Origin of the sequence: Streptomyces sp. NBC_00988, assembly GCF_045162645.1 — a bacterium.
In the GTDB taxonomy this organism is placed as follows: domain Bacteria; phylum Actinomycetota; class Actinomycetes; order Streptomycetales; family Streptomycetaceae; genus Streptomyces.
The window spans coordinates 6638223-6663529 of the sequence record NZ_CP108730.1; the positions used below are offsets into that span (position 1 = coordinate 6638223).

Below are 25307 nucleotides of genomic sequence, written 5' to 3' on the forward strand. Positions count from 1 at the left end.
CGGGACGGGCCCGCGTGGCCGACCCCGGCCCCGGTCCACCGTCTTGTGCCGGCCGACACCGACCCCGGTCGCTGTAAACACATTCCACACGTGTGGGTGACGAAGCGTGCCCGTCATGTGACGTAACGTCGCAGCGTGATCGAACCGCACGCGCCGGCCCGGCCGGGTACCCAGCCACCGTGGGCAGGCCCCGCGCGGCTGCCCGTACGGCCGGGCACGGGCCGGTTCCTGGTGCTCGCGGGCGTCTTCGTCTGCGCGGCCTGCGGCCTCGTGTACGAACTCGAACTCGTCGCCCTCGCCTCGTACCTGATCGGCGACTCGGTCACCCAGGCGTCCGTCGTCCTCTCCGTCATGGTCTTCGCGATGGGCATCGGCTCGCTCGCCGCGAAACGCCTGCGCTGGCACGCGGCGGCCGGGTTCGGCGCGGTCGAGGCGGCCCTCGCGCTGATCGGCGGGTGCAGCGCGATGGCCTTGTACGCGGTCTTCGCCTGGACGGGGAACTGGGGTGGGCTGTGGGCCCAGGGCCCGCGCTGCCTCCTGGTCGCCTTCTCGCTCGCCATCGGGCTGCTGATCGGCGCGGAGGTCCCGTTGCTGATGGAACTGATCCAGCGGATCCGCCGCCAGGACGCGGGGGGTGCGGTCGCCGACCTGTTCGCGGCGGACTACGTCGGTGCGCTGGTCGGCGGCCTCGCCTTCCCCTTCCTCCTCCTGCCGTTTCTGGGCCAGCTGACCGGCACCCTGCTCACCGGCACGGTCAACGTGGTCGCCGGCGGCTCCCTGGTCCTGGGCCTGTTCCGCCGCGACCTCTCCCGCCGGAGTCGCTGGCTCCTGGTCATCACCAACCTCACCGTCCTCGGCCTGCTCGCCTCCGCCGCCGTACTGGTCGACGACTTCGAACGGGCCGCGCGGCACGCGGTCTACGGCAAGGACGTCCGCGTCGCGCTCCAGACCGACGTCCAGGAGGTCGTCCTCACCGGCGGCGACCACGGCCGCCCCCTCGACCTGTTCCTCGACGGCCGCCTCAGGGTCAGCGGACGCGACGAGAACCGCTACCACGAGGCACTCGTCGCCCCCGCGATGAACGGCCCCCACGCGCGCGTGCTCGTCCTCGGGGGCGGCGACGGCCTCGCTGCCCGCGAGGTGCTGCGCCACCGGGGCGTGCGGCGCGTCGACATCGTCGAACTCGACGCGGGCGTCGTCCGGTTGGCCCGCCACGACCCCGCCCTGTCCGCCCTCAACGGTCATGTCTACGACGACCCGCGCGTCCACGTCACCACGGGCGACCCCTTCGACCGGTTGCGCGGGGTCCGCCCGGGCTCGTACGACGTGGTCGTCGCGGACCTCCCCGACCCCGGCATCACCGCCAGCACGAAGCTGTACTCCCAGGAGTTCTACGGCCTCGCCCGCCGGGCCCTCACGGAACGGGGGCGCCTGGTCGTGCACGCGGGTCCCGTCTCCTCCCGGCGCCATGTCTTCTGGACGGTCGTCTCGACGGTTCGCGCGGCCGGGCTCCACGCCGTCCCGTACCGGGTGGGGGGCCGTGCCTCGGGGTTCGCGGCGGGTCCCGACCGGACGACCGGCACGTCTCGGGCCCCGCGGGACTGGGGGTTCGTGCTGGCGACCCGGGGGGTGGCGCCCGCGGAGCCGGGGCTGGCGAGCGAGGAACGGGCGGCGGAGCGGACGCGGGTGCCGGGGCTGGCGGCTTCCACGTTGGTGCATCCGCGGTACTGAGGGTTTGTGTGCAGGAGGGGCGCTTGCTTTTCAGCGCCCGTCGGCATCATCCGACGCCCGCACCAACACACCGGCACTTCTGGGCAACGGCAGGTGTACCCCCGGTCAACCTAGGTAGGCTCGGCAAGCATGGAGCATGAGGTGCACGTTCCGGTTACCCCCGAGCAACTGCGGGACGCACTCGCGGACCCCGCCCGGGTCGCCCGCGCCGTCCCCGGCTTCCAGCAGGACGCCGGTACCGAACCCGTCGCCGGACGCCTGAAGGTCCGCGTCGGCAGCCACTCCATCACCTACCGGGGTTCCGTGCGCGTCTCCGCGCAGGACGACGGTACGTACGCCGTGGAGGGCGACGCGACCGAGGCCCGCGGCACCGGTTCCGTGAAACTCGCGCTCACGCTGCGCGTCCGCGAGTCCGACGGCGGCTCCACCCTCGTCTTCGACAGTACGGCGACGGCGGACGGCCGGATCACCGAGCTGGCGCCGGACGCGGTGCGGGCGGCGGCGACCAGGCTGCTGGACCGGTTCGCGGAGAACCTGGGGGCGGAAGCGGAAGCGGAGGCGAATGGGGAGGCGGAGGAACCGGGGCCGGCCGAACTCACCGACCCCGCCGCCGTGTTGGAGACACCGGAGACCGAGGTTCCGCCTCCGCCCCTGGAACCCCTGGCCGACGAGCCCGACGAGCCCGACGAGCCCGACGAGCCCGACGAGCCCGACGAGCCCGACGAGCCCGACGAGCCCGACGAGCCCGACGAGCCCGACGAGCCCGACGAGCCCGACGAGCCCGACGAAATCGACGACGTCGACGACGTCGACGACCCCGTGGGCGACATCGGCGGCCTGGACGAACCCGGACCCCACGTCTCCGAGACCTTCGCCGACACCTCCGAACCTCCCGCCGAAGCCGCCCACGCCCGCCGCACGATGATCGGCCGCAGCGCGGAGGAGGTCGACCACGCGCCCCCGCGCGGCCGTTACGCCCCCGTCCCCGCCCCGCAGACCGTGGCGGCGAACGCCACCCTCCGCTGGGCGGCCCCCGCCGCGGCGGTGATCCTGGCCTCTGCGATCGTGGTCAACAGGGTGCTGCGCAAACGCCGTTGACGGTTCGCCGAACGCCCTCTTGATCGGACCGTCGATCCGCCCAGTAGGGTCGTGCCGTGAGTAACGAAGAGATCACGCTGACCGCGGGCGACGCGGAAGTGACGGTGCAGCCGGGCAACGGCGGCCGTATCGGAGGGCTCCGCGTCGGCGGCACCGAACTCCTGCGCCAGGGCGAGCGGTTCGGGTGCTTCCCGATGGTCCCCTGGTGCGGCCGGATCCGCGACGGCCGCTTCCGGGACGGTACGACCGTCCGCCAGATGCCCCTCAACTCCCCGCCGCACGCCATCCACGGCACGGTCCGCGACGGCGCCTGGCGCACCGCCCGCAGGTCGGCCGACGAGGCGGTCATCACGTACGACCTGGTCGATCCCTGGCCCCACCCGGGCCGCGTCACCCAGGCCGTCGCGCTGACCGGGGACTCCCTGACGCTCACGATGGCGGTGGAGGCGTACGACGACTCCTTCCCGGCGCAGATCGGCTGGCACCCGTGGTTCCACCGCAACCTCGGTGGCGAGGACGTCACCGTCGACTTCAGCCCCGCCTGGCAGGAGGAGCGCGGTGACGACCATCTCCCCACCGGCAAGCGCGTCGACCGTAGGCCGGGCCCCTGGGACGACTGCTTCGGCATGCCCGGCGGCGTCGACGTCACGCTGACCTGGCCGGGGCAGCTGGAGCTGAAGGTGACCAGCCCGGAGGAGTGGGTCGTCGTCTACGACGAGCAGGAGGCCGCCGTGTGCGTGGAACCGCAGACCGGCCCGCCCGACGGCCTGAACACCCTGCCCCGCCTGGTCACCCCGATCGAGCCGCTGGAAGCCACGATGACCTGGGCGTGGACCCGCCTCTAAGCTGGGCGGCATGACGGACGTACGCGGCGTGGTGCTGCAGCAGATCAAGGACAAGGCCGTGGTGCACGGCAAGGTGACCCTGTCGTCGGGGCTGGAGGCCGATTACTACATCGACCTCCGCCGCGTCACCCTCGACGGCGAGGCCGCCCCGCTCGTCGGGCAGGTGCTGCTGGACCTGACCGCCGGCCTCGACTTCGACGCGGTCGGCGGGCTGACCATGGGCGCCGACCCGGTCGCCACGTCGATGCTGCACGCCGCCGCCGCGCGGGGGCGGAAGCTGGACGCCTTCGTCGTGCGCAAGGCCGCGAAGGCGCACGGCATGCAGCGCCAGGTCGAGGGCCCCGAGATCAAGGGCCGCCGCGTCCTGGTCGTCGAGGACACCTCCACCACCGGCGACTCCCCGCTCACCGCGGTCGAGGCCGTGCGCGCGGCCGGTGCCGAGGTCGTCGGCGTCGCGACCATCGTGGACCGGGCGACCGGTGCCGCCGAGAAGATCGAGGCGGGGGCCGGGGTGCCGTATCTCTTCGCCTACTCCAAGGACGAGCTGGGCCTGGACTGACCGCCCACTCTTAGCATCCGGCCGCGTCTGGAAAGATGGGGCCGACGATGACGTCGCACCCAAGGTCTAGGTCAGGGCCGTAGCACGCAGATCGCGAAGATCGCCAACCCGCACATACCAAGGAGCGGACAGATGCCCATCGCAACCCCCGAGGTCTACAACGAGATGCTCGACCGGGCGAAGGCAGGCAAGTTCGCCTACCCGGCCATCAATGTGACCTCGACCCAGACCCTGCACGCTGCGCTGCGCGGCTTCGCGGAGGCCGAGAGCGACGGCATCGTCCAGATCTCCACGGGTGGCGCCGAGTTCCTGGGCGGCCAGTACGCCAAGGAGATGGTCACGGGTTCCGTGGCCCTGGCCGAGTTCGCGCACATCGTCGCCGAGAAGTACCCGGTCACGGTCGCGCTGCACACCGACCACTGCCCCAAGGACAAGCTCGACGGCTACGTCCGTCCGCTGATCGCCGTCTCCGAGGAGCGTGTGAAGGCCGGCGGCAACCCGCTGTTCCAGTCGCACATGTGGGACGGCTCGGCGGAGACCCTGGCCGACAACCTCGCCATCGCGCAGGAGCTGCTGGCCCGCGCGGCCGCCGCGAAGATCATCCTTGAGGTGGAGATCACGCCGACCGGCGGCGAGGAGGACGGTGTCTCGCACGAGATCAACGACTCCCTCTACACCACGGTCGAGGACGCGATCCGTACGGTCGAGGCGCTCGGCCTCGGCGAGAAGGGCCGCTACCTGCTGGCCGCGTCCTTCGGCAACGTGCACGGCGTGTACAAGCCGGGCAACGTCGTGCTCCGCCCCGAGCTGCTCAAGGAGCTGAACGAGGGCGTGGCCGCGAAGTACGGCCAGCCGGCCGGCAGCAAGCCGTTCAACTTCGTCTTCCACGGCGGCTCCGGCTCCACGCCGGAGGAGATCGCCACCGCGCTGGAGAACGGCGTCGTGAAGATGAACCTCGACACCGACACCCAGTACGCGTTCACGCGCCCGATCGCGGACCACATGTTCCGCAACTACGACGGTGTGCTGAAGGTCGACGGCGAGGTCGGCTCGAAGAAGACCTACGACCCGCGCACCTGGGGCAAGCTCGCCGAGGCGTCGATGGCGGCGCGCGTCACCGAGGCGTGCTCGAACCTGCGCTCCACGGGCACGAAGATCAAGTAACCGTCTCTTCGAGGCGTTCACGAGGGTTTACGGCGCCCTTTTCGCGAGCCCGGTGCTACGGCACCGGGCTCGTTGTATACCTGGGGCATGTCCTCCGATGTCCGGCTCGCCTCGCCCCAGGGCAAGTGGATCCTGCTGACCACGGTGCTCGGCTCCAGCATGGCCATGGTGGACTCCACCGTCGTCAACGTCGCCCTGCCCCGCATCGGCCGCGATCTCGACGCCGACCTGGCCGCCCTCCAGTGGACGGTCAACGCGTACATGCTGACGCTGGCCGGCCTGATCCTCCTCGGCGGTTCGCTCGGCGACCGCTACGGCCGCCGCAAGATCTTCGTCCTGGGCGTGATCTGGTTCGCGGCGGCGTCCCTGCTGTGCGGACTCGCCCCCAACGTGACCGTCCTGGTCGCCGCCCGCGCGCTCCAGGGCATCGGCGGCGCGCTCCTCACCCCCGGCTCCCTCGCCCTCATCCAGGCCTCCTTCCACCCCGACGACCGGGCCAGGGCGGTCGGCCTGTGGTCCGGCTTCGGCGGCATCGGCGCGGCGATCGGCCCGTTCCTGGGCGGCTGGCTGGTGGACGGCCCCGGCTGGCGCTGGGTGTTCCTCATCAACGTCCCCATGGCCGTCATCTGCGCCCCCATCGCCGTACGCCACGTCCCCGAGTCGGCGGACGGCCGCAAGCACGGCCGCTTCGACGTCCTCGGCGCGGCACTGGGAGCCGTGTCGCTCGCGCTCGTGACGTACGCACTGATCGAGGCACGCAACGGCTCGCTGGTGGTCGTGCTGACCGCCGTCGCGGGCGTGGCCGCGGGCGTCGCCTTCGTCTACGTCGAGAAGCGCAGCGCCGACCCGATGATGCCGCCGGACATCTTCGCGTCGCGCCAGTTCACGGCGGTCAACCTCGTCACCTTCTGCGTCTACGCGGCCTTCGGCGGCTTCTTCTTCCTGACCGCGCTCCAACTCCAGGTAGTGGCGGGCTACTCGGCGCTCCAGGCAGGCACGGCGCTCCTCCCGACGACCGCCCTGATGCTGCTCTTCTCGGCCCGCTCCGGCGAACTGGCCCAGCGCATCGGCCCCCGCATCCCCCTCACGGTCGGCCCGCTCCTGTGCGCCGCGGCGATGCTGCTGATGTTGCGTGTCGGCCCGGACGCCTCCTACCTCGCCGACGTGGTACCGGCCCTCCTGGTGATGGGCGCCGGCATGGTCGTCCTGGTCGCCCCGCTCACGGCCACGGTCCTCGCCTCCGTCGACACGGCCCGCGCGGGCCTGGCCAGCGGCATCAACAACGCGGCGGCCCGCGCGGCCGGCCTCATCGCGGTCGCCGCGCTGCCGCTGCTCGCGGGGATGGGCCCGGAGGCGTACCGCTCGGCGGGCGCCTTCGACCACGCCTTCGACCGGGCGATGTGGTGGTGCGCGGGCGTCCTGGTGGTGGGCTCGGTCCTGGCCTACGCGACCGTACGCCGCCCGGCCCCGGACTGCCGCCGCCCGGAGTGCCTCACACACGGGTGGGTGACGGCTCCGCCGCTGGAGCCGCGGGTGGGGAAGGGGCGTCTCGAAGCGGGGCAGTAGGCGGGGCAAGGGGCGGGGTCGTGGCGCGACGGCTCGGCGGGCTTGTCGGGCGCGTCGGGCTTGTTGGCCTTGTCGGCCTTGATGCCGGGCAATCGCCGTCCCTGGGGGAGACTGGAACCCATGACGATTCACGAGAACCTCCTCGGGGGACCGCCCCCGACCCACCTCCCCGAAGACCCCGGGCCGCGCGACCTCCTCGCGAGTGGTGCGACGCCCGCCGATGTCGCCGCGAAGTATCCGACCTCCTCGCTGGCCTGGGCGCTGTTGGCCGACGACGCCTTCGAGCGGGGGAGTGTCGTGGAGTCGTACGCCTATGCGCGTACGGGTTACCACCGCGGGCTCGACTCCCTGCGGCGCAACGGATGGAAGGGGCACGGACCGGTGCCCTGGGAGCACGAGCCGAACCGCGGGTTCCTGCGGGCCCTGCACGGCCTCGCCCGTGCCGCGCAGGCGATCGGGGAGCAGGAGGAGTACGCGCGGTGCAGCCAGTTCCTGAAGGACTCCTCGCCGACGGCGGCCCAGACGCTCGGCTAGTCCGGGGACGTTGATGCAGGTCCGCCTGGTGTGACCAGGCGGACCTTGCGGTCTCGGGGGACCATTGGGGAGGATGCCCGGTGGGGACCGGGGCCCCCGTGTCGGAATTCGGCAGGGGCGGACCGCTACCCGGAGTACGCATCAGGAGACAGCGATGTCCCAACCGGCTCAGGAACCTCAGGAGCCCGAGGCCCCGCATCTCGACTTCCGGGGGACGACCCCCTACGAGGACTACGTCCAGGCCGACGTCCTCACCCACCTCCAGCACACCCGCTCCGACGACCCCGGCGAGATGGTCTTCCTGGTCACCACCCAGGTCATGGAGCTGTGGTTCACCGTCATCGTCCACGAGTGGGAGACCGCCGCGCGCGCCCTGCGCGAGGACCGGGTGCCGGTCGCGATCGACGCGCTGAAGCGTTCCGTACGGGAACTCGACGCGCTCAACGCTTCCTGGCGGCCCCTCGGCCAGCTGACCCCGGCCCAGTTCAACTCCTACCGCGCCGCCCTCGGTGAGGGCTCCGGCTTCCAGTCCGCGATGTACCGCCGCATGGAGTTCCTCCTCGGCGAGAAGTCCGCGTCCATGCTCGTCCCGCACCGCGGAGCGCCGCGCGTGCACGCCGAGTTGGAGAAGGCCCTGCAGGAACCGAGCCTCTACGACGAGGTGTTGAGGCTCCTCGACCGGCGCGGGCACGCGGTCCCCGAGGCCGTACTGACGCGTGACGTGACGCTGCGGTACGAGCCGTCGGACGCGGTGGAGCAGGTGTGGACCGCCCTCTACGCCGGTGACGCCGGCGACGAACTCGCCCGGCTCGGCGAGGCGTTGACCGACGTCGCCGAACTGGTCTGGCGATGGCGCAACGACCACCTTGTCGCCACCCGGCGCGCGATGGGCGCGAAGACCGGGACCGGCGGCTCCGCGGGCGTGGCCTGGCTGGAGAAGCGGGCCCAGAAGAACGTGTTCCCCGAGCTGTGGACGGCGCGGTCCCATGTCTGAACTCGTTCTGAAGGCCGAGAAGTTGGACGCCGGTGACGAACTGGCCGGTGTGCGTTCGCAGTTCGTCCTCAATGACGTTGTCTACCTCGACGGGAACTCGCTCGGCGCGCTGCCGGTCGGTGTTCCGGGGCGGGTCGAGGACGTCGTACGCCGCCAGTGGGGCGAACTGCGTATCCGCTCCTGGGACGAGAGCGGCTGGTGGACCGCGCCCGAGCGGATCGGCGACCGGATCGCTCCGCTGGTCGGGGCGGCGGCCGGGCAGATCGTCGTCGGCGACTCCACAAGTGTCAACGTCTTCAAGGCACTTGTGGCGGCCGTGCGGATGACGGCCGGCTCGGGGCGGGACGAGATCGTCGTCGACGCCACGACCTTTCCCACGGACGGGTACATCGCCGAGTCGGCGGCCCGGATGACCGGGTGCACGCTGCGGCCGGTGGCCCCGGCCGAGGTGCCGGGCGCGCTCGGCGACCGTACGGCGGCGGTGCTCCTCAACCACGTCGACTACCGCACCGGCCGGCTGCACGACCTGCCCGCGCTGACGGCCGCGGTGCACGCGGCGGGTGCTGTGGTCGTCTGGGACCTGTGCCACAGCGCGGGCGCGCTGCCGGTCGGACTCGACGAGCACGGGGTCGACCTCGCGGTCGGCTGCACCTACAAGTACCTGAACGGCGGCCCGGGTTCGCCCGCGTATCTGTATGTGCGGCGGGAGTTGCAGGACCGCTTCGACTCGCCGCTCCCCGGCTGGAACTCGCACGCCGAACCCTTCGGTATGCGGCCCGCCTACGAACCGGCGGCGGGCGCGTTGCGCGGCCGTGTGGGTACGCCGGACATCCTGTCCATGCTCGCTCTGGAAGCGGCCCTTGAGGTGTGGGACGGAGACGGCGGTGGCGTCTCGATCGAGGCGGTGCGCGCCAAGTCCCTTGCCCTGACGGACTTCTTCCTGGAGTGCGTGGCGTCGTACGTCCCCGCCGGGCGGGTGGAGTCGGTGACTCCGGTGGCGCACGCGGAGCGCGGCAGCCAGGTCGCGCTGCGGTGTGCGGACGCCGGGGACGTGATGAAGCGGCTGATCGAGCGGGGCGTGGTCGGCGACTTCCGGCATCCGGACGTGTTGCGGTTCGGATTCACGCCGTTGTACGTCGGGTTCGGGGACGTGGAGCGGGCGGCTCGGACGCTGGGAGACGTGGTCCGCTAGAAGCTGTATCTCGATCTAACCGTCGTAGGCCATGGGAGCGGTTAGATCGTCGGACAGGCTGGTGACGTACACCCCTGCCACGGCGGCGGCCCGCGCGGCGCGCGCGGCGCGCTCCGCGGCGGGGGTGTCCGGGGCGGTCCCGGTGGTCAGCAACTCGTAGTAGAGGGGCGCCGATACGGCCCGTACGACCTGGGAGGGATCGGTGCCGGCGGGCAACTCCCCGCGCGCCACGGCCTGTTCGACGCAGGGAGTCCACTCGGCGACCCGCACCTCGTAGAAGTGGCGCAGGGCCTCGGCCGTACGGGCGTCGCAGGTCGCGGCGGCGATGACGGCGCGGAACAGGGCGCCCTGCCGGGGATCGGCGAGGGTGCGCTGCACGAGCAGGGCGTTGGCGCGCAGGTCGCCGAGCAGCGAGCCCGTCTCCTCGCGCGGCAGCGACTGTTCGGCCATGTCGACGAGGAGGTCCGCGACCAGCGCGGTCACCGAACCCCAGCGCCGGTACACCGTGGTCTTGCCGACCTCCGCCCGCCGGGCGACGTCCGAGAGGTCGAGCCGGTCGACGCCCTGCTCGGCCAGCACGTCACCCGCGGCCCGCAGCACCGCCGTACGCACGCGTGCCGTGCGGCCACCGGGGCGCAGGGTGCCGGGTCCGGGGTCGGTTTCAGGGGCGGGCTCAGGGTCGGGCTGGGGTCTGTGTGCGTGCTCGTCCTCGGCGGACATTGCGGTCTCCTTGGAGTGCTGATGAGGTGCCGTGACGGGCACGGCGTCAGCGTAACGAAACAGCAGAACCGTTTAACCCTCACCCAGCGTGACATCCGCGTGTCCGCGCACGTCACCGGCCTGGTAGCGTCCCGCCAACGGCCGCAATCTTCTCCAGGTCCGCCACATCCGAACCGTCCAAATCCGTTTCGTCGCTGAGAGGTTGGAGCATGCCGGACGACGCAGCCGCACGTGCCGCCGCAGAAGAGGAGTCGGCCTTCTCGCACCCCGCCGTCGACCCCGACAGCACCGCCGCGTACGGCGACCACCCCGATCAGGTGATCGACTTCTACGCCCCGCGCGGCGAACGCGTGCCGGGCGAGGCTCCACCCCTGGTCGTAGTACTGCACGGGGGCGCGTGGCGCGCCCCGTACGACCGCCGGCACATCACCCCGTTCGCGGACTTCCTCGCGCGACGGGGGTTCGCGGTGGCCAACGTCGAGTACCGGCGGGGGCCCGCGAGTCCTGCGGAGGGCGCCTCAATTCCGGCGCAGGGCAGTGCGGTTGGCGCTACCGGCGGCCCGCTCGCCGGGCGCTGGCCGGACACCTTCGACGATGTCGCCGCCGCGCTGGACGCCCTCCCCGCGCTCGTACGGGAGGCGCTGCCGCAGGCCGATCCGCGCCGCACGGTGATCACCGGGCACTCGGCGGGCGGCCACCTCGCCCTCTGGGCCGCGGCCCGGCACGTCCTCCCGAAGGACGCCCCCTGGCGCACCGGCGCCCCCGCCGCGTTGCGCGGTGTGGTCGCGCTCGCCCCGATCGCCGACTTCACGGTCGCCGAGAAGCTGGCGGTGTGCGGCGGGGCGGCCGCTCAACTCCTGGGCGGAGAGACCAAGTTCGCCGAGCGTCTGCCGTACGCGGACCCGTCGCTCCTCCTCCCCACCGGCATCGCGACCACCCTGGTCCAGGGCCGCGCCGACATCGAGGTCCCCCAGGCGGTCGCCGAGTCCTACGCGGACGCGGCGGCGAAGTCGGGCGAGGTCGTGGGCCTCACGCTGCTGGAGGACGTCGGCCACTTCCCGCTGATCGACCCGGCGGCGGACGCCTGCGCGGTGGTGGCGGAGGAGATCGCACAGCTGGCGTGGTGAGCGGCCTCCGCCCGGGTGCCTGTCCGTCCCGGTCATACCCGTAATACCTGAGAGCTACGACGCAGGTGAGCTCCCTGGTGTGACGCGGACGACGACCCCGGATCCGTAATTTTCCTTCCAGATGATCCAGCCCGACAACCGGGCGGACGGGGAGGGGAGACGGGGATGGGGACGGGGACGGAGCTCGATACAGGGCTTGATACGGGGCTCGATACGGGGGCGGCCGAGGCGGCAACTGCCGAGCTGGGTGCGGAAGTTGCCGCGGATTCCGTGCCGCGGGCGGACAGGCGTCGCCGCACCGGCAGATGGCGTCGCGCCCTCCTCGCCGCCCTCGTCACCGGCGCCGTCGTGATCCCCCTCTCCGCCGCGGCGCAGCCCGAGATCCCCGCGCCCGCGCCCGCCGCCCTCGCCCCGCTCACACCGGCCACGCTGGACGAGGCGTACGCGGCGAACCGGGCCAACGCCGGCGAGGCGTCCCGGATGGCCGCCGCCAACGGTGACGACCGTCGCGCCGCGGCGGACCGCGCGATGGCCGACCCGGACCGGAATCTCCTCACCTTCGACGGCCGGGGCGAGGGCCAAGCGACGGAAGTCCTCGGCGACTTGGCGCACGCCGACCGCGTGGCCGTCCTGGTCCCGGGTTCGGACACCACGCTCGACACCTACGACCGCTTCCGCGCGACCGCGCTCAACCTGCGCCGCCAACTGACCCGGGACGCCCCCGACTCCCGTACAGCGGTGGTGTCCTGGCTCGGCTACCAGACCCCGCGCACGGTGAGCACCACGGTCCTGACGGGGGACAGAGCGGACCAAGCGGCCCCGCACCTACGGGAGTTCATACGGCAGGTGCACGCCGTCACCGGCCGCGGGGCGCACATCACGCTGGTGTGCCACTCGTACGGCACGGTCGTGTGCGGGCGGGCCGCCGCCGGTCTGGCCGTGTCCGACATCGCCCTGATCGGCAGCCCCGGCACGGGAGTCGACTCCGCCGCCGGTCTGCGCACCCCGGCCCGGGTCTGGGCGGGACGTGGCGCCGACGACTGGGTCGGAGGCGTCCCGCACGTCAGCGCGGACCTGTTCGGCACGACCGTCGGCTTCGGCACCGACCCGGTGTCCCCGGCGTTCGGCGCCCGTGTCTTCGCGGCCGGCGACGTCGGCCACAGCGACTACTTCACCCCGGGCACGGCCTCCCTGGCCAACCTCGCTCGGATCGTCCTGGGCGAGACCTCGGAGGTGACCCATGCGTAAGCGGACCCTGAGCAGTACGAGGACGAACGGGATCGGGATACGGCAGGGCCTGCACGGCCTACGGCACGCTGCCGCCCGGGTCGACGCCACGACCCCGCCCGACCGGGACCGTGCCGTGGACGCCCTGCGCGCCCTCGCGATCCTCGGTGTCGTCCTGGGCCACTGGCTGGTGACGGCGCTGGTCGCGGACGGCGGCACGTTGCACACGGCGAGCCCGTTGCAGCACATGCCGTGGCTGACGCCCATCTCCTGGGTGTTCCAGACGCTGGCGGTGTTCTTCCTGGTGGGCGGCCATGTGGCGACCCGTGGTTACGCCTCCGCACGGGCCCGGGGCACGACGTACGGGCAATGGCTGACCGCCCGGCTGGCCCGGCTGTTCAGACCGGCGGCCGCGCTCCTCACCCTGTGGACGGTGACGGCGATCGCGCTGCTCGTGTCCGGCGCGGACTTCGAGACGGTGCGCACCCTGGTCAAGCTGGCGCTGTCGCCGATGTGGTTCCTGCTCGTGTTCGCGGGCCTGACGGCGGCGACTCCCCTCGTGACCCGGCTGAACCCACTGTGGCCGCTGGCCGTCGTACTGCACGTGGACCTGATCCGTTTCGGACTCGGCGGCCCGTCCTGGCTCGGCTGGGTGAACGTGGCGGCGGGCTGGCTGGTGCCGTACACGCTCGGCGCGGCCTGGACCCGGGGCGAGTTGGACCGCGCCCGCGCGGGCTGGGTCCTGCTGGCCGGTGGTACGGCGGCGACGGCGGCGCTCGTCCTCTGGGCGGGCTACCCGGCGTCGATGGTCGGCGTCCCCGGCACCACGATCTCCAACCTCGACCCGCCGACCCTGGCCGCGGTCACCTTCGGCCTGGCCCAGTGCGGACTCGCCCTGCTCCTCCGCGACCGCCTGCGCCGCACGATGCGCCGTCCGCTCGCCTGGTCGGCGGTGGCCCTGGTCAACCTCTCCGCGATGACGGTCTTCCTCTGGCACCAGACGGCCCTGATGGCCGCCACAGCGACGACCCTCCCCGCGGGCCACCTGCCCGGCCTGCACACCCGCCCCGACGACCTGACGTGGGTCGCGGCCCGGGTGGCCTGGCTCCCGGTGTTCGCCCTGGCCCTGACGATCTGCTGGACGGCGTTCCGGACGTACGAGCAGGACCCGCGCCCGCGCCCGGTCGGCACCGGTTTCCGTACCCGCCTCCGAGCGAAGTCCCCTCACCGTGCCTAGGGTTGACCAGATGACCGCAGCTGCCGACGGTGCCGAGACCCCGCCCACCGCACCCACCCTGTTCCCCGGACACCGTCGGCTGCGCCTTGTCACGTACGCCCTCGTCTCCCTCGCCGCTCTCGGCCTCTCCCTGTCCGGCACGGACGAGATGATGCGCGAGTACGAACTGGGCGTGCCCCAGGGCTTGTTGGCGGGCTTCGGGCAGGGCGTCGCCCTGGTCCTCGCGCTGCGTCGCCCGTTCCCTGCCTGGGCGCTGTCCCTGACCACCACGGCCGTCACCGCGCTGGCCGCGCGTGCCGCCCTGGAGCCCCAACTCGCTCTGGACCACGGCCCGTACCCCGGCCCCAACTGGCCCTGGAGCACCACCGAAGTCATCGTCCAGGCCGCCGTACTCCTGCTGCTGGCGCTGCGCGTACCCGCCCGCAGAGCCCTCGCCGCGCTGGCCGTGACCGGGGTGACGACGTTCGTCATCCAGGGGGTGCTCGGCGCCCAGAGCTACTCCTCGACGGGCACGGTCGCGGTGGCCGTCTGCGCGGTGGCCGTCCTCGTCGGCACCGCCCTGCGCGGCCGCAGCGAGGCACGAACCCAACTCGTCGAGCAGGTGACGATCACGGCGGAGGAGCGGCACCACCGCACCCTCCTGGAGGAGCGCAGCCGTATCGCCCGCGAACTGCACGACGTGGTCGCGCACCACATGTCGGTGATCTCCATCCAGGCCCAAGTGGCGCCCCACCTGGTCGAGAACCCGTCGGACGAGCTCAAGGAGAACCTCGACGGCATCCGGCAGAACGCCCTTCAAGCCCTCGCCGAACTGCGCCGGGTCCTCGGCGTGCTCCGCTCGGAGAACCCGGAGTATCCGGAGGACCCGTACGCCATCGCCGCCCCCGGCACCGGCGTTGCCCCGCACGCCCCGCAGCCCACGCTGGACCGGCTGGACGCCCTGATGGAGAACACCAGGGGCGCCGGGCTCGACGTGCGCAGCGAGATCAGGGGCGAGGCGCGTCCGCTGGCACCCGGCGTGGAGCTGTCGGCGTACCGGATCATCCAGGAGGCGCTCAGCAACGCGCTGCGTCACGCGCCAGGTTCCACGGTCGCCGTCGAGGTCACCCACCTCCCCGAGGGGCTGCAGCTGACGGTCACCAACTCCCGCCCGCGGCAAGCCGTCCAGCCCTCCCTGGGCGCCGGTCACGGCCTGCTCGGGATGCGGGAGCGCGCGTCGATGCTCGGCGGACACCTGACCGCGACGGAAACATTCCAGGGCGGCTTCGCGATCGTCGCGTTCCTGCCCCGGGACGGCGTCGCGCTCCCCGACGAACCCGTCGACCCCGACGGACCACCCGCTCCCGAGCTCATCTTCCCGACAGGAGACGACACCCCATGACGAGCGGCACCATCCGCGTACTGATCGCCGACGACCAGCAGATGGTCCGGCAGGGCTTCACCGTGCTGCTCAACGCCCAGCCCGGCATAGAGGTGGTCGGCCAGGCGGTCGACGGCCTGGACGCGGTCGCCAAGGTCGCCGAGCTCGCCCCGGACGTCGTCCTCATGGACATCCGCATGCCCGAACTCGGCGGCATCGAGGCCACCCGTCTCATCACCGTCGCGACCCCGCAGATCAAGGTCCTGGTGCTCACCACCTTCGACCTCGACGAGTACGTGTACGAGGCACTGCGCGCCGGTGCCTCCGGCTTCCTCCTGAAGGACGCGTCCGCCGACCAACTGGCCGAGGCGGTACGGGTGGTGGCGGCCGGTGACGCGCTGCTCGCGCCCGGCGTCACCCGCCGCCTGATCGCCGAGTTCTCCCGGTTGAACGGCACCCCGCGCACCCCGCTCAAGTCACGCGTCGGCGACCTCACCGAGCGCGAGACGGAGGTCCTCGCACTGATCGCGCAGGGTCTGTCCAACGCGGAGATCGCCCAGCACCTGGTCGTCGCCGAACAGACCGTGAAGACCCATGTCGGCCGCATCCTGGTGAAGTTGGGCCTGCGGGACCGCACGCAGGCGGCGGTGTTCGCCTACGAGTCGGGGCTGGTCCGCCCGGGCGGCGGCCGCTGAAACCACGGCGGCTGCTGCACCACGGCGACCACGGCAGCCACCGAAGCCGCTGAAACCAGCCCGTCAGGCATACCCGTAGTACTTGAGACGGACGGCCCAGGACCCTTCTCACAGGTGACGACGGCTACCCGCCCCGCCGCCTACCGTTTTGAATGTGACCGAGACGACCCAGCAGATGCCGCCAGGCGCCGCCGCCAAGCCGCGCAGCCCGGAGTTCAGGCTGGCCGTGGACGCCCTGCGCGGGCTGCGGCAGGAGCTGTTCCACGATGCCTTCGCCTACCGCCCGCTGCCCCGCTCCACCGCCGAAGGCCCGCTGACCCGGCGCCTGAAGGGGCGGGCGCGGGAGTACGCGGCCTGGAGCCCGCACGCCCTGATCGTCGCGGCCGGCCTGCTCGCGATGCTCATCGCCTCGGACAACGGAATCCGCGGCGCGGGCAGCAACACGATCCTCGGCCTGCTCGCCCTGGCGCCGGTGCTGCTGACCATGGTGCGGCCGGTGGGCGCGTTCTGGCTGTCCATGGTCGCCACCCCGGTCGCCACGATGCTGGCGAACGAGTGGGACGACTCGTGGCCGTGGCTGGCCGGCAGTTTTGCCTGCCATCTGTTCGTGCTGACGATCGTGGCCATACGCACCCGGCCGCGCACCGCCGCCTGGATGTGGGTACTGACGGCGGTCTACGGCTTCATCGCGGGCAACGTCTCCGACGGCCGCGACTTCCGCTCCGACACGGCGGAGGTGCTGTTCAGCTCCGCGCTGGTCCTGCTCGGCGTCGCGGTCTGGCAGATACGCCGGGAGGCCCGGCAGGAGGTGACCGCGCAGCTGACGGTGACGGCGCACGAGCGCTCCCGGCGCACGCTGCTGGAGGAGCGCACGACGATCGCCCGCGAGCTGCACGACGTGGTGGCCCACCACATGTCGGTGGTCGCCATCCAGGCGGAGGCCGCGCCCTACCGCGTGGAGAACCCGCCGCCGGAGCTGGAGCGCGCGTTCGTCACGATCAGGGAGAACGCGGTGGCGGCCCTGACCGAGCTGCGCCGGGTCCTGGGCGTGGTGCGCGCGGAGGACTACGAGGCGCCCGACGCCCCGCAGCCCACCCTCGCCGACATGGACGCGCTGCTCGCCAATGTGCGCGACACCGGCCTGAGCGTCGACAAGGCGGTGACGGGGGCGGTGCGTGAACTCCCGCAGGGCGTCGAGCTGTCGGCGTACCGGATAGTGCAGGAGGCGTTGAGCAACACCCTGCGGCACGCGCCCGGTGCGAGCGCCCGGGTGGAGATCGGTTACGTGCTGGGCGGGCTGGGCCTGCGGATAGTCAACGGCCCGATGCCCGAGCCGAGCCTGGTGAAGCCCTCGCCGGGTGCGGGGCACGGCATCACCGGGATGCGGGAGCGGGTCTCCATGCTGAACGGTGAGATGACGGCGGCCCCGGCGGACGACGGCGGCTATGAGGTGACGGTGTTCCTGCCGGTCCCGAGTGCGAGTGAACCGGCGCCCAGTGCGAGGGAGGGTGACGCATGACGATCCGCGTACTGATCGCGGACGACCAGATGATGGTGCGCGAGGGCTTCTCGGTCCTGTTGGGCGCGATGCCGGACATCGAGGTCGTCGGCGAGGCGGTGAACGGGCGCGACGCGGTCGAGCGGGTGCGCGAACTGGCCCCGGACGTCGTGCTGATGGACATCCGCATGCCGGAGATGAACGGCATCGAGGCGACCCGGGAGATCGTCGCGGCGGACGGTAACGCGAAGGTGCTGGTGCTCACCACGTTCGACCTCGACGAGTACGTGTACCAGGCGCTGCGCGCGGGAGCCTCCGGGTTCCTCCTCAAGGACGCCTCGGCGCGTCAACTCGCCGACGGGGTGCGGGTGGTGGCGGCCGGCGAGGCGCTGCTCGCGCCCTCCGTCACCAGGCGGCTGATCACGGAGTTCTCGAAGCTGTCCGAGACACCCCGTCTGATGGCGGCCGCGCAGCAGGGGACGTACGGGGATCTGACCGAGCGGGAGACGGAGGTGCTGGTCCTCATCGCGCAGGGGCTGTCGAACGGGGAGATCGCCGAGCGGCTGGTGGTCGCCGAGTCGACGATCAAGACCCATGTCAGCCGGATCCTGGTGAAGCTGGGGCTGCGGGACCGTACGCAGGCGGCGGTGTTCGCGTACGAGGCGAGGCTGGTGAGGCCGGGCTAGGAACAGAGTCCAGGGGACGTTGGTCAGCGGCGGAGGATTCCGTTCGAGGGTGGTGGACAGCAGCTGGTACGTCCACCGATCTCCCCCTCTCGATGGAGTGATCCATGGCATTCGCCCCGCGTAAGAAGAAATCCGCCCGGTACCTCCCGCCCCCGTGCGCGAGCCGCTGCTCGGCTCCGGTCTAGGGTCCACCGGCCGCTCGGGACGTCCCATCGTGTGGCCAGGAACCGGTCCAGGAGCCGGTCCAGGACGCAGGACACCCCTGGTCAGAAGCCCGCCAAAGGGTTAGCGTCCGTCCATGGCAGCTGCTGACGACCTCGCCTTCGATCCCTGGGACCCGGCGTTCCTGTCCGACCCGTACCCCGCCTACGCCGAACTGCGCGAGCGGGGCCGGGTCACGTACTACGAGCCGACGGACCAGTGGTTGGTCCCCCGCCACGCGGACGTCTCGGCACTCCTCCGCGACCGCCGCCTCGGCCGCACCTACCAACACCGCTTCACCCACGAGGACTTCGGCCGTACGGCACCCCCGCCCGAGCACGAGCCCTTCCACACCCTCAACGACCACGGGATGCTCGACCTGGAGCCCCCGGACCACACCCGCATCCGGCGCCTGGTCTCGAAGGCGTTCACGCCGCGTACGGTCGAGCAACTGAAGCCGTACGTGAGCCGGTTGGCGGCCGACCTGGTCGACGCCCTGGTGGCGAAGGGCGGCGGCGACCTCCTCACGGACGTAGCCGAACCCCTCCCCGTCGCGGTGATCGCCGAGATGCTGGGCATCCCGGAGTCGGACCGTGCCCCGCTCCGCCCCTGGTCGGCGGACATCTGCGGGATGTACGAACTGAGTCCGTCCGAGGACACGGCGGCGAAGGCGGTCCGGGCGTCGGACGAATTCTCCTCGTATCTACGCGAGTTGATCGCGGTCCGCCGCAAGAACCCGGGTGACGACCTCATCTCCGGCATGATCGCGGCCCACGACGAGGACGACGACCGTCTCACCGAACAGGAGCTGATCTCCACCGCCGTCCTCCTGCTGAACGCGGGCCACGAGGCGACGGTGAACTCCACGGTGAACGGCTGGTGGGCGTTGTTCCGCAACCCGGATCAGTTGGCGACTCTCCGCGCGGACCACTCCCTCATCCCCTCCGCCGTCGAGGAATTGATGCGCTACGACACCCCGCTCCAGCTCTTCGAGCGGTGGGTGCTGGACGAGATCGAGATCGACGGTACGACGATCCCGCGCGGCGCGGAGATCGCAATGCTGTTCGGCGCGGCCAACCACGACCCGGCGGTCTTCACCGACCCCGAGCGCCTGGACCTCACCCGCGCCGACAACCCGCACATCAGCTTCAGCGCGGGGATCCACTACTGCATCGGCGCGCCCCTGGCCCGTATCGAACTCGCGGCTTCCATGGGGGCGTTGCTGGAGAAGGCCCCGACGCTGAGGCTGGCGGCGGAGCCGGAGCGGAAGCCGAACTTCGTGATCCGGGGGCTGGAGGGGCTGAGCGTCGAGGTGGGGTAACGGCCCCTCGTACAGCCCGAGTCGGCCCGTCGTGCAGCCCGAGTCGGGCCTACGTCGCCGACCCGCCCCGGGGTCCCTGGACCTGACGGCCGCCCGTCCGGGTGGGGCCGGGGGCGGGCGCCTTCCGCAACCGCTCGACGTGCTGCTGCTGGACGTCGCGGGAGAAGGTCAGGTAGTCGATGACCAGTTCCAACTGCTCGGGGGTGTAACGGCCGAACACCTTCCGGCCGGCGTCGTCGAGGAACGGCCCGATCAGCCCGAAGGCGCGCTGAGTCGCCTCCGGGGTGACGCGGATCAGGGTCTTGCGCCGGTCGCCGGGGTGCGGCGTGCGGGTGAGATAGGCGAGTTTCTCCAGCCGGTCGAGCATCGTGGTGACGCTCCCGGTGGTCAGGCCCAGTTGCCGGCTCAGCTCGCGAGGGGTGATCTCCTCGACCGCGAAAAGGATCTCCAGGCACCGCAGATCGGTCTCGTTGACCCCCATGAGCCGGGCCAGCTCGCGGTCGAAGTCGTCGACGGCGCTCTGGTAGGCCTGCACGGCCGCGCCCAGCCGCGCTTCGACCGACGCCGGTCCTGCCCCCGACCCCGAGCCCGCGCCCGACCCCGAGCCCGCGCCCGACGCTGAGCCCGCGTCCGAGCCCGCCTCCGACCCCATTCCGCTTGACATTCGAGATATCTCCCTGCATCGTAACTATCGACTATTAGCTTGAAAGCCAAGATGTATGAAAGTCAAGCAGAACTGGCCGACCCGAGGAGTCCACGCCATGTCGTCCAGCACGACCAACACCATGAACGTAGCCGCTGACGGCGGCGGCGGGCCGGTGCCCTATCCCAAGCGGTGGGCGGCGGCGTTCGTGATGATCCTCGCGGCGCTGCTGGACATGATCGACGGATCGATCGTGAACACCGCGCTGCCCTCCATCGGCAAGGGGCTGAAAGCCACCCCCGCCGACCTCCAATGGACCGTGTCCGCCTACATGTTGGGCTTCGCCGCCACGCTGATCATCGCCGGGCACCTGGGCGACCGCTACGGCCGCAAGAAGCTGTTCCTGCTCGGCGTCACCGCGTTCGCGCTGACGAGTCTGGCCAGCGCGCTGGCGGCCTCGGCCGGGGTGCTCGTCGCCTCGCGCGGCCTCCAGGGCGTGGCGGCGGCCGTGATCATGCCGCAGATCCTCGCCTCGTTCCGCACGATGTTCGACGGCGAGGAACGCGGCAAGGCCTTCGCCCTGTACGGCGCGATCGCCGGCATCTCCACCGCCGTCGGCGTGCTGCTCGGCGGCGTCCTGACCGACTGGGACCTGTTCGGCTGGGGCTGGCGCACGATCTTCGTCATCAACCTCCCGCTGGCGGCCGTGGTCCTGGTCCTCGGCGCGAGGTGGATCCCGGCCTCCAGGGACCGCGCCTTCACGGGCCGCATAGACCTGCCCGGCAACCTGGTCCTCGCCGCGGGCCTCGTCGCGATCGTGCTCCCGCTGGTCCAGGGCCGCTCCAACGGCTGGCCGCTGTGGGGCTGGCTCTGCCTGGCCGCGGGTGTCCTCGCGATCGCCGCGCTGACCTTCTCGGAGGGCAAACGCGGCCTCGAACACCCCCTCCTCCCCACGGACTTGTTCAAGAAGCCCGCCTTCAGCGCCGGCCTGCTCGTCCAACTCCTCTTCTACGGCGGCATGTCCGGCTTCTTCCTGGTCTTCACCATCTGGCTCCAGTCCGGCCAGGGCTACACCCCCACGCAGGCCGGTCTGCTGATGGTCGCCTTCAGCGCGGGCTCGATCCTCGCCGCCCCCGGGGTCGACCCGCTGGTCGCCAAGTTCGGCCGCGGCGTGCTGATCCTCGGCGCCCTGGTGATGGCGGGCGGCCTGTTCTGGGTCCGGCACGCGGCCCAGCACTCCGCCCAACTGCACACCGGAGCCTGGCCGTTGGTCCCGGGGCTGGTCCTGGCCGGCGTCGGTCTGATCTTCCTGATCATCCCGCTGGTCAACACGATCCTGAGCACCGTGCCGAGCGGCCTCGCGGGCGGCGCCTCCGGAATCCTCTCCACCGCCCAGCAGTTCGGCGGAGCCCTCGGCGTCGCCGTCATCGGCAACGCCTTCTTCTCCCACGCCGACAAGGGCCTCACGGACGCCCTCACCCACGCGGGCCCCTGGGCGATCGGCGCCTACGTCCTCTGCGCGGTCCTGTGCCTGGCCCTGCCCCGCAAGGCAGTCGGCAACCAGGCCGAGACCACCGCCTGACCCTCCACCCCAACAGGCCACTGCCCTACGGCAGTTGTGCCCCCCGCCCGAACGAAAGGGACCCCCATGTCCGAGAAGACCACCCCCACCGAGATCCTGACCCCCGCCGAGAAGCTCACCCTCCAGACCGCCGCCCACGGCGTCGTCTCCCTGATGGCGGCAGCCGACCCCGGCCTGATCTCCTCCACCCGCTCGGGCATGGCGGGCGGCAAGGCGCTGTCGTCCGCGACCGGTCTTGTCGGTCACGTCCTCGCAGAGAAGCTCAAGGGCCTTGATCTGGAGGGCAGTTCCACCGCCGACCTGGCCGACCACACGTTCACCGCCCTGACCGCCTCGATGACCCTCCTCAAGACCAAGGCACCCGCCGAGGCCGAGAACTTCCGCGCCACCATCACCATGATCGTGGACGCCGCCTCCCGCGCTCACAAGGGCGGAGCAGGTCCCGCCGAAACGGCAATGATCCAGAAGATCACCGCGGCCCTCGACAACGCCTGATCACCTGCCCGGACTTCGGTCCCGGGTGGCTCCTTCGGGCTATCCGACGCGCCGGACCAGAGCCCAGACGCCGAGCGACGCGATGACCCCGCCCAGGACCGCCAGCGGCAACTCCGCGTACAGGACACTCCAGTCGGGGCTCGCCTCGAAGCGCTGGAAGCGGTCCCGGACGTCGTACGACCACACCGCCAGCCCGACTCCCGCGCCGAGTACGGCGGTCAGACATCCTCCGGCAGCCTGTGCGCGTTGTCCCATGCCCGGGACGGACGCGTGCGGGGCGCCGGAGGTTCCCGGCCGTGTTCTCGGTCAGGTCGTGAGGTCGCGGCGGCGTAGAGCCGTCAGGCCTACGGCGACCAGGGTCGCGGCGATCGCCGTGAGAGCGATCACCGGGCCCCACGCCATGTCTCCGCCCGGGAGCTTCGGCAGGTGGCCGAAGGGGGAGATGTCCAGGACTGCCCGGGGGAGGTTCAGCGCGGGGCCGATCCAGCCGAGCGCGAGGGCGAGTCCGGCCGCCGCCCAGGATGCCGGGGACAGGCGCGGGGAGATGCCGTGGAGGAGCACTGCCAGGGCGCCGAGGGTCCAGATCGCCGGGAGTTGGACCAGGCTGGCCGCGAGGATGGGGCCCAGGTCGGCGCCGTAGCCCAGCGTCAGGCCGAGGCCGCTCAGCAGCATGATGACGACCGCGCCGCCGAAGGCGATCGTCAGGTGGCCTGCTGCCCAGCGCAGGCGGCCGACCGCGTTCGCGAGGATCGGTTCGGCGCGCTGGCCGGTCTCCTCGCTGTGCAGTCGTAGGACCGAGGAGACGGCGTACAGCGCGGCGAGCATGCCGAACATGCCCACCATCGTGGCCAGGAACGCGTCCTCGATGCCGGACTGGCCGCCCATCCGCTCGATGATCTCGCGGGTCCTGGCGTTGTCCCCGACCAGGTCCGCCGCGCCCTTCGTGATGCCGCCGAAGGCGACCCCGGCCGCGAGGAATCCGAGGCTCCAGCCCAGTACGGCGCCCCGTTGGAGACGCCAGGCCAGTGCGCCCGCCGTGCCGAGGCGGCCGTGGGCCGGGCCCGGGCGGGCCGGGAAGAAGCTCATTCCTACGTCCCGGCGGCCCGCCAACTCGTAGGCCAGCGAGCCCTGGAGGAGGGACGCGGTGACGAACAGGGCCAGTACCCACCAGCGTTCGGACGCGAACGGGCGCAGGTCCTCCAGCCAGCCGATCGGGGAGATCCAAGTTGCCGGGGAGGAACCGTCGTTGGTGGTCGAGTCTCCTACGGCGCGGAGGACGAAGGCCGCTCCCAGCAGTCCGCCGGTCAGGCCCTTCGCCAAACGGCCGCTGTCCGTGAACTGCGCGACGATCGCCGCGAGCGTCGCGAACACCATGCCCACTCCGCCGATACCGAGCCCGAGAGCCAGGGCTCCCGCCGAACCCTGACCGGCCATACCTCCCGTGATCAGCAGCGCCAGCGCGGAGTTGGCGACGAACGCCGTCAACAGGGCCGCCGTCAGCGGGGCCCGGCGGCCCACCATCGCCGAGGAGACGAGTTCCTGGCGACCGCTCTCCTCCTCGTCACGGGTGTGCCGTACGACGACGATCAGGCTCATGACCCCGGCGAGGATCGCGGCGTAGCCGCCGATGCGCCACGCGGTGAGACCGCCGAGCGAGTCGCTGAACACCGGGCCGTAGGTGGCGCGCAGCGAACTGTTGGTGAGCATCTGGCGGGCGATGTCCGCGCGTTCGGCCGGGGTGGAGTAGACGCTTCGCAGTGACCCGGGGAGGGAGAGGACCAGCAGGCCCGTCACCGCCACCCAGGCCGGGATCACCACGCGGTCGCGGCGCAGGTTGAACCTCAACAGGGCGCCGGTGCCCGCGAGTTGGCGCGAGCCGCTGGTGCGGGTGCCGGTGCGTGCGGGGAACGCTGCGGCCGTCATTCCGTCTCCTGGTAGTGGCGGAGGAACAGCTCCTCCAGCGTCGGCGGCTTCGAGGTCAGCGAGCGCACGCCGGACTCGCTCAACGACCGCAGTACGGCGTTGAGTTGGTCGGCCTCGACCTGGAGGCGGACGCGGTGGCCTTGGCTGTTCTGAATTTGCTGGACGGCGAGGTCGTGCACGCCGGGGATGGACGCCAACCCGTTGGGGGCGCCGGTGAGTTCGGCCGTCACGCTGGTGCGGGTGAGGTGGCGGAGGTCGGACAGTGAACCGGTCTCCACCGTGCGGCCCTTGCGGATGATGCTCACCCGGTCGCACAACTCCTCCACCTCGCTGAGGATGTGGGAGGAGAGCAGGATCGTGCGGCCCCGGTCGCGTTCCTCCTCCACGCAGCGCTGGAAGACCTCCTCCATCAGGGGGTCGAGGCCGGACGTCGGTTCGTCGAGGATCAGCAGGTCGACGTCCGATGCGAACGCGGCGACGAGGGCCACCTTCTGGCGGTTGCCCTTGGAGTAGGTGCGGCCCTTCTTGGTGGGGTCGAGTTCGAAGCGGTCGATCAGGTCGGTGCGCCGGGACCTGTCGAGGCCGCCGCGCAACTTGCCGTAGAGATCGATGACTTCGCCCCCGGAGAGGTTGCGCCACAGCGTCACGTCGCCGGGGACGTAGGCGACCCGGCGGTGCAGTTCGACGGCGTCGGTCCAGGGGTCGCGGCCCAGGAGCTGGGCCGCGCCCGAGTCCGCGTGGAGGAGGCCGAGCAGGACGCGGATCGTCGTGGACTTGCCGGAGCCGTTGGGGCCCAGGAAGCCGTGCACCTCGCCGGCCTCGACGTCCAGGTCGAGCCCCGCGAGGGCTTGTGTCTTGCCGAACGACTTGTGCAGTCCGGAGACGGTGATTGCCTTCGTCATGGAGCCG

Annotated in this window: 24 protein-coding genes; 19 read left to right on the forward strand and 5 right to left on the reverse strand. The window is 71.7% G+C overall.

The genetic code is table 11. From position 1 onward, the window contains the following. Nucleotides 1-135 precede the first annotated feature (135 nt). The 9 genes from OG496_RS30485 to kynU all read left to right on the forward strand — a co-directional run bounded on the left by OG496_RS30485 (nt 136) and on the right by kynU (nt 9683). The gene (locus OG496_RS30485) at nt 136-1731 is read left to right on the forward strand and encodes a polyamine aminopropyltransferase (protein ID WP_405973175.1); all 1596 of its coding nucleotides are present in this window, start codon (nt 136-138) and stop codon (nt 1729-1731) included. Between the two features lie 129 nt (nt 1732-1860). Next, nucleotides 1861-2829, forward strand: coding sequence for an SRPBCC domain-containing protein (locus OG496_RS30490; protein ID WP_405973176.1), 969 nt, complete (start codon nt 1861-1863; stop codon nt 2827-2829). Nucleotides 2830-2885: 56 nt separating this feature from the next. Further along, the gene (locus tag OG496_RS30495) at nt 2886-3674 is read left to right on the forward strand and encodes an aldose 1-epimerase (protein ID WP_405973177.1); all 789 of its coding nucleotides are present in this window, start codon (nt 2886-2888) and stop codon (nt 3672-3674) included. Nucleotides 3675-3684: 10 nt separating this feature from the next. Next, nucleotides 3685-4233 (forward strand): orotate phosphoribosyltransferase, encoded by a 549-nt coding sequence (pyrE, locus tag OG496_RS30500; protein WP_366494518.1) that lies wholly within the window; start codon nt 3685-3687, stop codon nt 4231-4233. Nucleotides 4234-4365: 132 nt separating this feature from the next. Further along, nucleotides 4366-5397: a class II fructose-bisphosphate aldolase gene (gene fbaA / locus OG496_RS30505; protein WP_366494516.1), complete on the forward strand. Its 1032-nt coding sequence runs from the start codon at nt 4366-4368 to the stop codon at nt 5395-5397. Nucleotides 5398-5484: 87 nt separating this feature from the next. After that, the gene (locus tag OG496_RS30510) at nt 5485-6963 is read left to right on the forward strand and encodes an MFS transporter (RefSeq protein ID WP_405973178.1); all 1479 of its coding nucleotides are present in this window, start codon (nt 5485-5487) and stop codon (nt 6961-6963) included. 120 nt (nt 6964-7083) lie between these two features. Further along, nucleotides 7084-7497 (forward strand): DUF3151 domain-containing protein, encoded by a 414-nt coding sequence (locus tag OG496_RS30515; RefSeq protein WP_019063040.1) that lies wholly within the window; start codon nt 7084-7086, stop codon nt 7495-7497. Nucleotides 7498-7651: 154 nt separating this feature from the next. Further along, nucleotides 7652-8491 (forward strand): tryptophan 2,3-dioxygenase family protein, encoded by an 840-nt coding sequence (locus tag OG496_RS30520; protein ID WP_405973179.1) that lies wholly within the window; start codon nt 7652-7654, stop codon nt 8489-8491. Beyond that, nucleotides 8484-9683 carry a kynureninase gene (gene kynU / locus OG496_RS30525; protein ID WP_405973180.1) on the forward strand — a complete coding sequence of 400 codons (1200 nt, stop codon included), beginning with the start codon at nt 8484-8486 and terminating at the stop codon, nt 9681-9683. Before OG496_RS30520 ends, kynU begins: the two co-directional genes overlap by 8 nt. Before the next feature lie 15 nt (nt 9684-9698). Here kynU and OG496_RS30530 read toward each other — a convergent pair whose 3' ends face one another. Further along, nucleotides 9699-10403: a TetR/AcrR family transcriptional regulator gene (locus OG496_RS30530; RefSeq protein ID WP_405973181.1), complete on the reverse strand. Its 705-nt coding sequence runs from the start codon at nt 10401-10403 to the stop codon at nt 9699-9701. 209 nt (nt 10404-10612) lie between these two features. Between OG496_RS30530 and OG496_RS30535 the strand changes: the two genes are divergently transcribed. The 8 genes from OG496_RS30535 to OG496_RS30570 all read left to right on the forward strand — a co-directional run bounded on the left by OG496_RS30535 (nt 10613) and on the right by OG496_RS30570 (nt 19755). Then, nucleotides 10613-11530: an alpha/beta hydrolase gene (locus OG496_RS30535; protein WP_405973182.1), complete on the forward strand. Its 918-nt coding sequence runs from the start codon at nt 10613-10615 to the stop codon at nt 11528-11530. 165 nt (nt 11531-11695) lie between these two features. Then, on the forward strand, nt 11696-12778 hold the full coding sequence (locus tag OG496_RS30540; RefSeq protein WP_405973183.1) for an alpha/beta hydrolase: 1083 nt from the start codon (nt 11696-11698) through the stop codon (nt 12776-12778). Next, a complete protein-coding gene (locus tag OG496_RS30545; protein ID WP_405973184.1) occupies nt 12771-13994 on the forward strand; it encodes an acyltransferase in 1224 nt (407 codons plus the stop codon). The genes OG496_RS30540 and OG496_RS30545 overlap by 8 nt, the downstream gene beginning before the upstream one ends. Nucleotides 13995-14004: 10 nt before the next feature. Beyond that, nucleotides 14005-15375, forward strand: a complete 1371-nt coding sequence (locus OG496_RS30550; protein WP_405973185.1) for a sensor histidine kinase — start codon at nt 14005-14007, stop codon at nt 15373-15375. Then, entirely contained in the window at nt 15372-16049 is a 678-nt protein-coding gene (locus OG496_RS30555; protein ID WP_405973186.1) for a response regulator, read from the forward strand. The genes OG496_RS30550 and OG496_RS30555 overlap by 4 nt, the downstream gene beginning before the upstream one ends. A 175-nt stretch (nt 16050-16224) precedes the next feature. Beyond that, nucleotides 16225-17568 carry a sensor histidine kinase gene (locus tag OG496_RS30560; protein ID WP_405976742.1) on the forward strand — a complete coding sequence of 448 codons (1344 nt, stop codon included), beginning with the start codon at nt 16225-16227 and terminating at the stop codon, nt 17566-17568. Beyond that, entirely contained in the window at nt 17565-18233 is a 669-nt protein-coding gene (locus OG496_RS30565; protein ID WP_405973187.1) for a response regulator, read from the forward strand. The genes OG496_RS30560 and OG496_RS30565 overlap by 4 nt, the downstream gene beginning before the upstream one ends. Before the next feature lie 298 nt (nt 18234-18531). Next, entirely contained in the window at nt 18532-19755 is a 1224-nt protein-coding gene (locus OG496_RS30570) for a cytochrome P450 (RefSeq protein ID WP_405973188.1), read from the forward strand. A gap of 49 nt (nt 19756-19804) precedes the next feature. On the opposite strand, the gene OG496_RS30575 is transcribed toward OG496_RS30570, so the two are convergent. Then, nucleotides 19805-20419 (reverse strand): MarR family winged helix-turn-helix transcriptional regulator, encoded by a 615-nt coding sequence (locus tag OG496_RS30575; RefSeq protein ID WP_405973189.1) that lies wholly within the window; start codon nt 20417-20419, stop codon nt 19805-19807. Between the two features lie 97 nt (nt 20420-20516). On the opposite strand from OG496_RS30575, the gene OG496_RS30580 reads away from it, so the two are divergent. Then, a complete protein-coding gene (locus OG496_RS30580; protein WP_405973190.1) occupies nt 20517-21980 on the forward strand; it encodes an MFS transporter in 1464 nt (487 codons plus the stop codon). A gap of 66 nt (nt 21981-22046) precedes the next feature. Next, the gene (locus OG496_RS30585; protein ID WP_405973191.1) at nt 22047-22475 is read left to right on the forward strand and encodes a hypothetical protein; all 429 of its coding nucleotides are present in this window, start codon (nt 22047-22049) and stop codon (nt 22473-22475) included. A 39-nt stretch (nt 22476-22514) separates the two neighbouring features. On the opposite strand, the gene OG496_RS30590 is transcribed toward OG496_RS30585, so the two are convergent. The 3 genes from OG496_RS30590 to OG496_RS30600 are packed head-to-tail and all read right to left on the reverse strand — an operon-like array spanning nt 22515 to nt 25300. After that, nucleotides 22515-22730 (reverse strand): hypothetical protein, encoded by a 216-nt coding sequence (locus tag OG496_RS30590; RefSeq protein ID WP_366494501.1) that lies wholly within the window; start codon nt 22728-22730, stop codon nt 22515-22517. 51 nt (nt 22731-22781) lie between these two features. Further along, complete coding sequence (locus OG496_RS30595; RefSeq protein ID WP_405973192.1) at nt 22782-24398, reverse strand: ABC transporter permease; 1617 nt, start codon at nt 24396-24398, stop codon at nt 22782-22784. After that, nucleotides 24395-25300 (reverse strand): ATP-binding cassette domain-containing protein, encoded by a 906-nt coding sequence (locus OG496_RS30600; protein ID WP_405973193.1) that lies wholly within the window; start codon nt 25298-25300, stop codon nt 24395-24397. Before OG496_RS30600 ends, OG496_RS30595 begins: the two co-directional genes overlap by 4 nt. Nucleotides 25301-25307 lie beyond the last annotated feature (7 nt).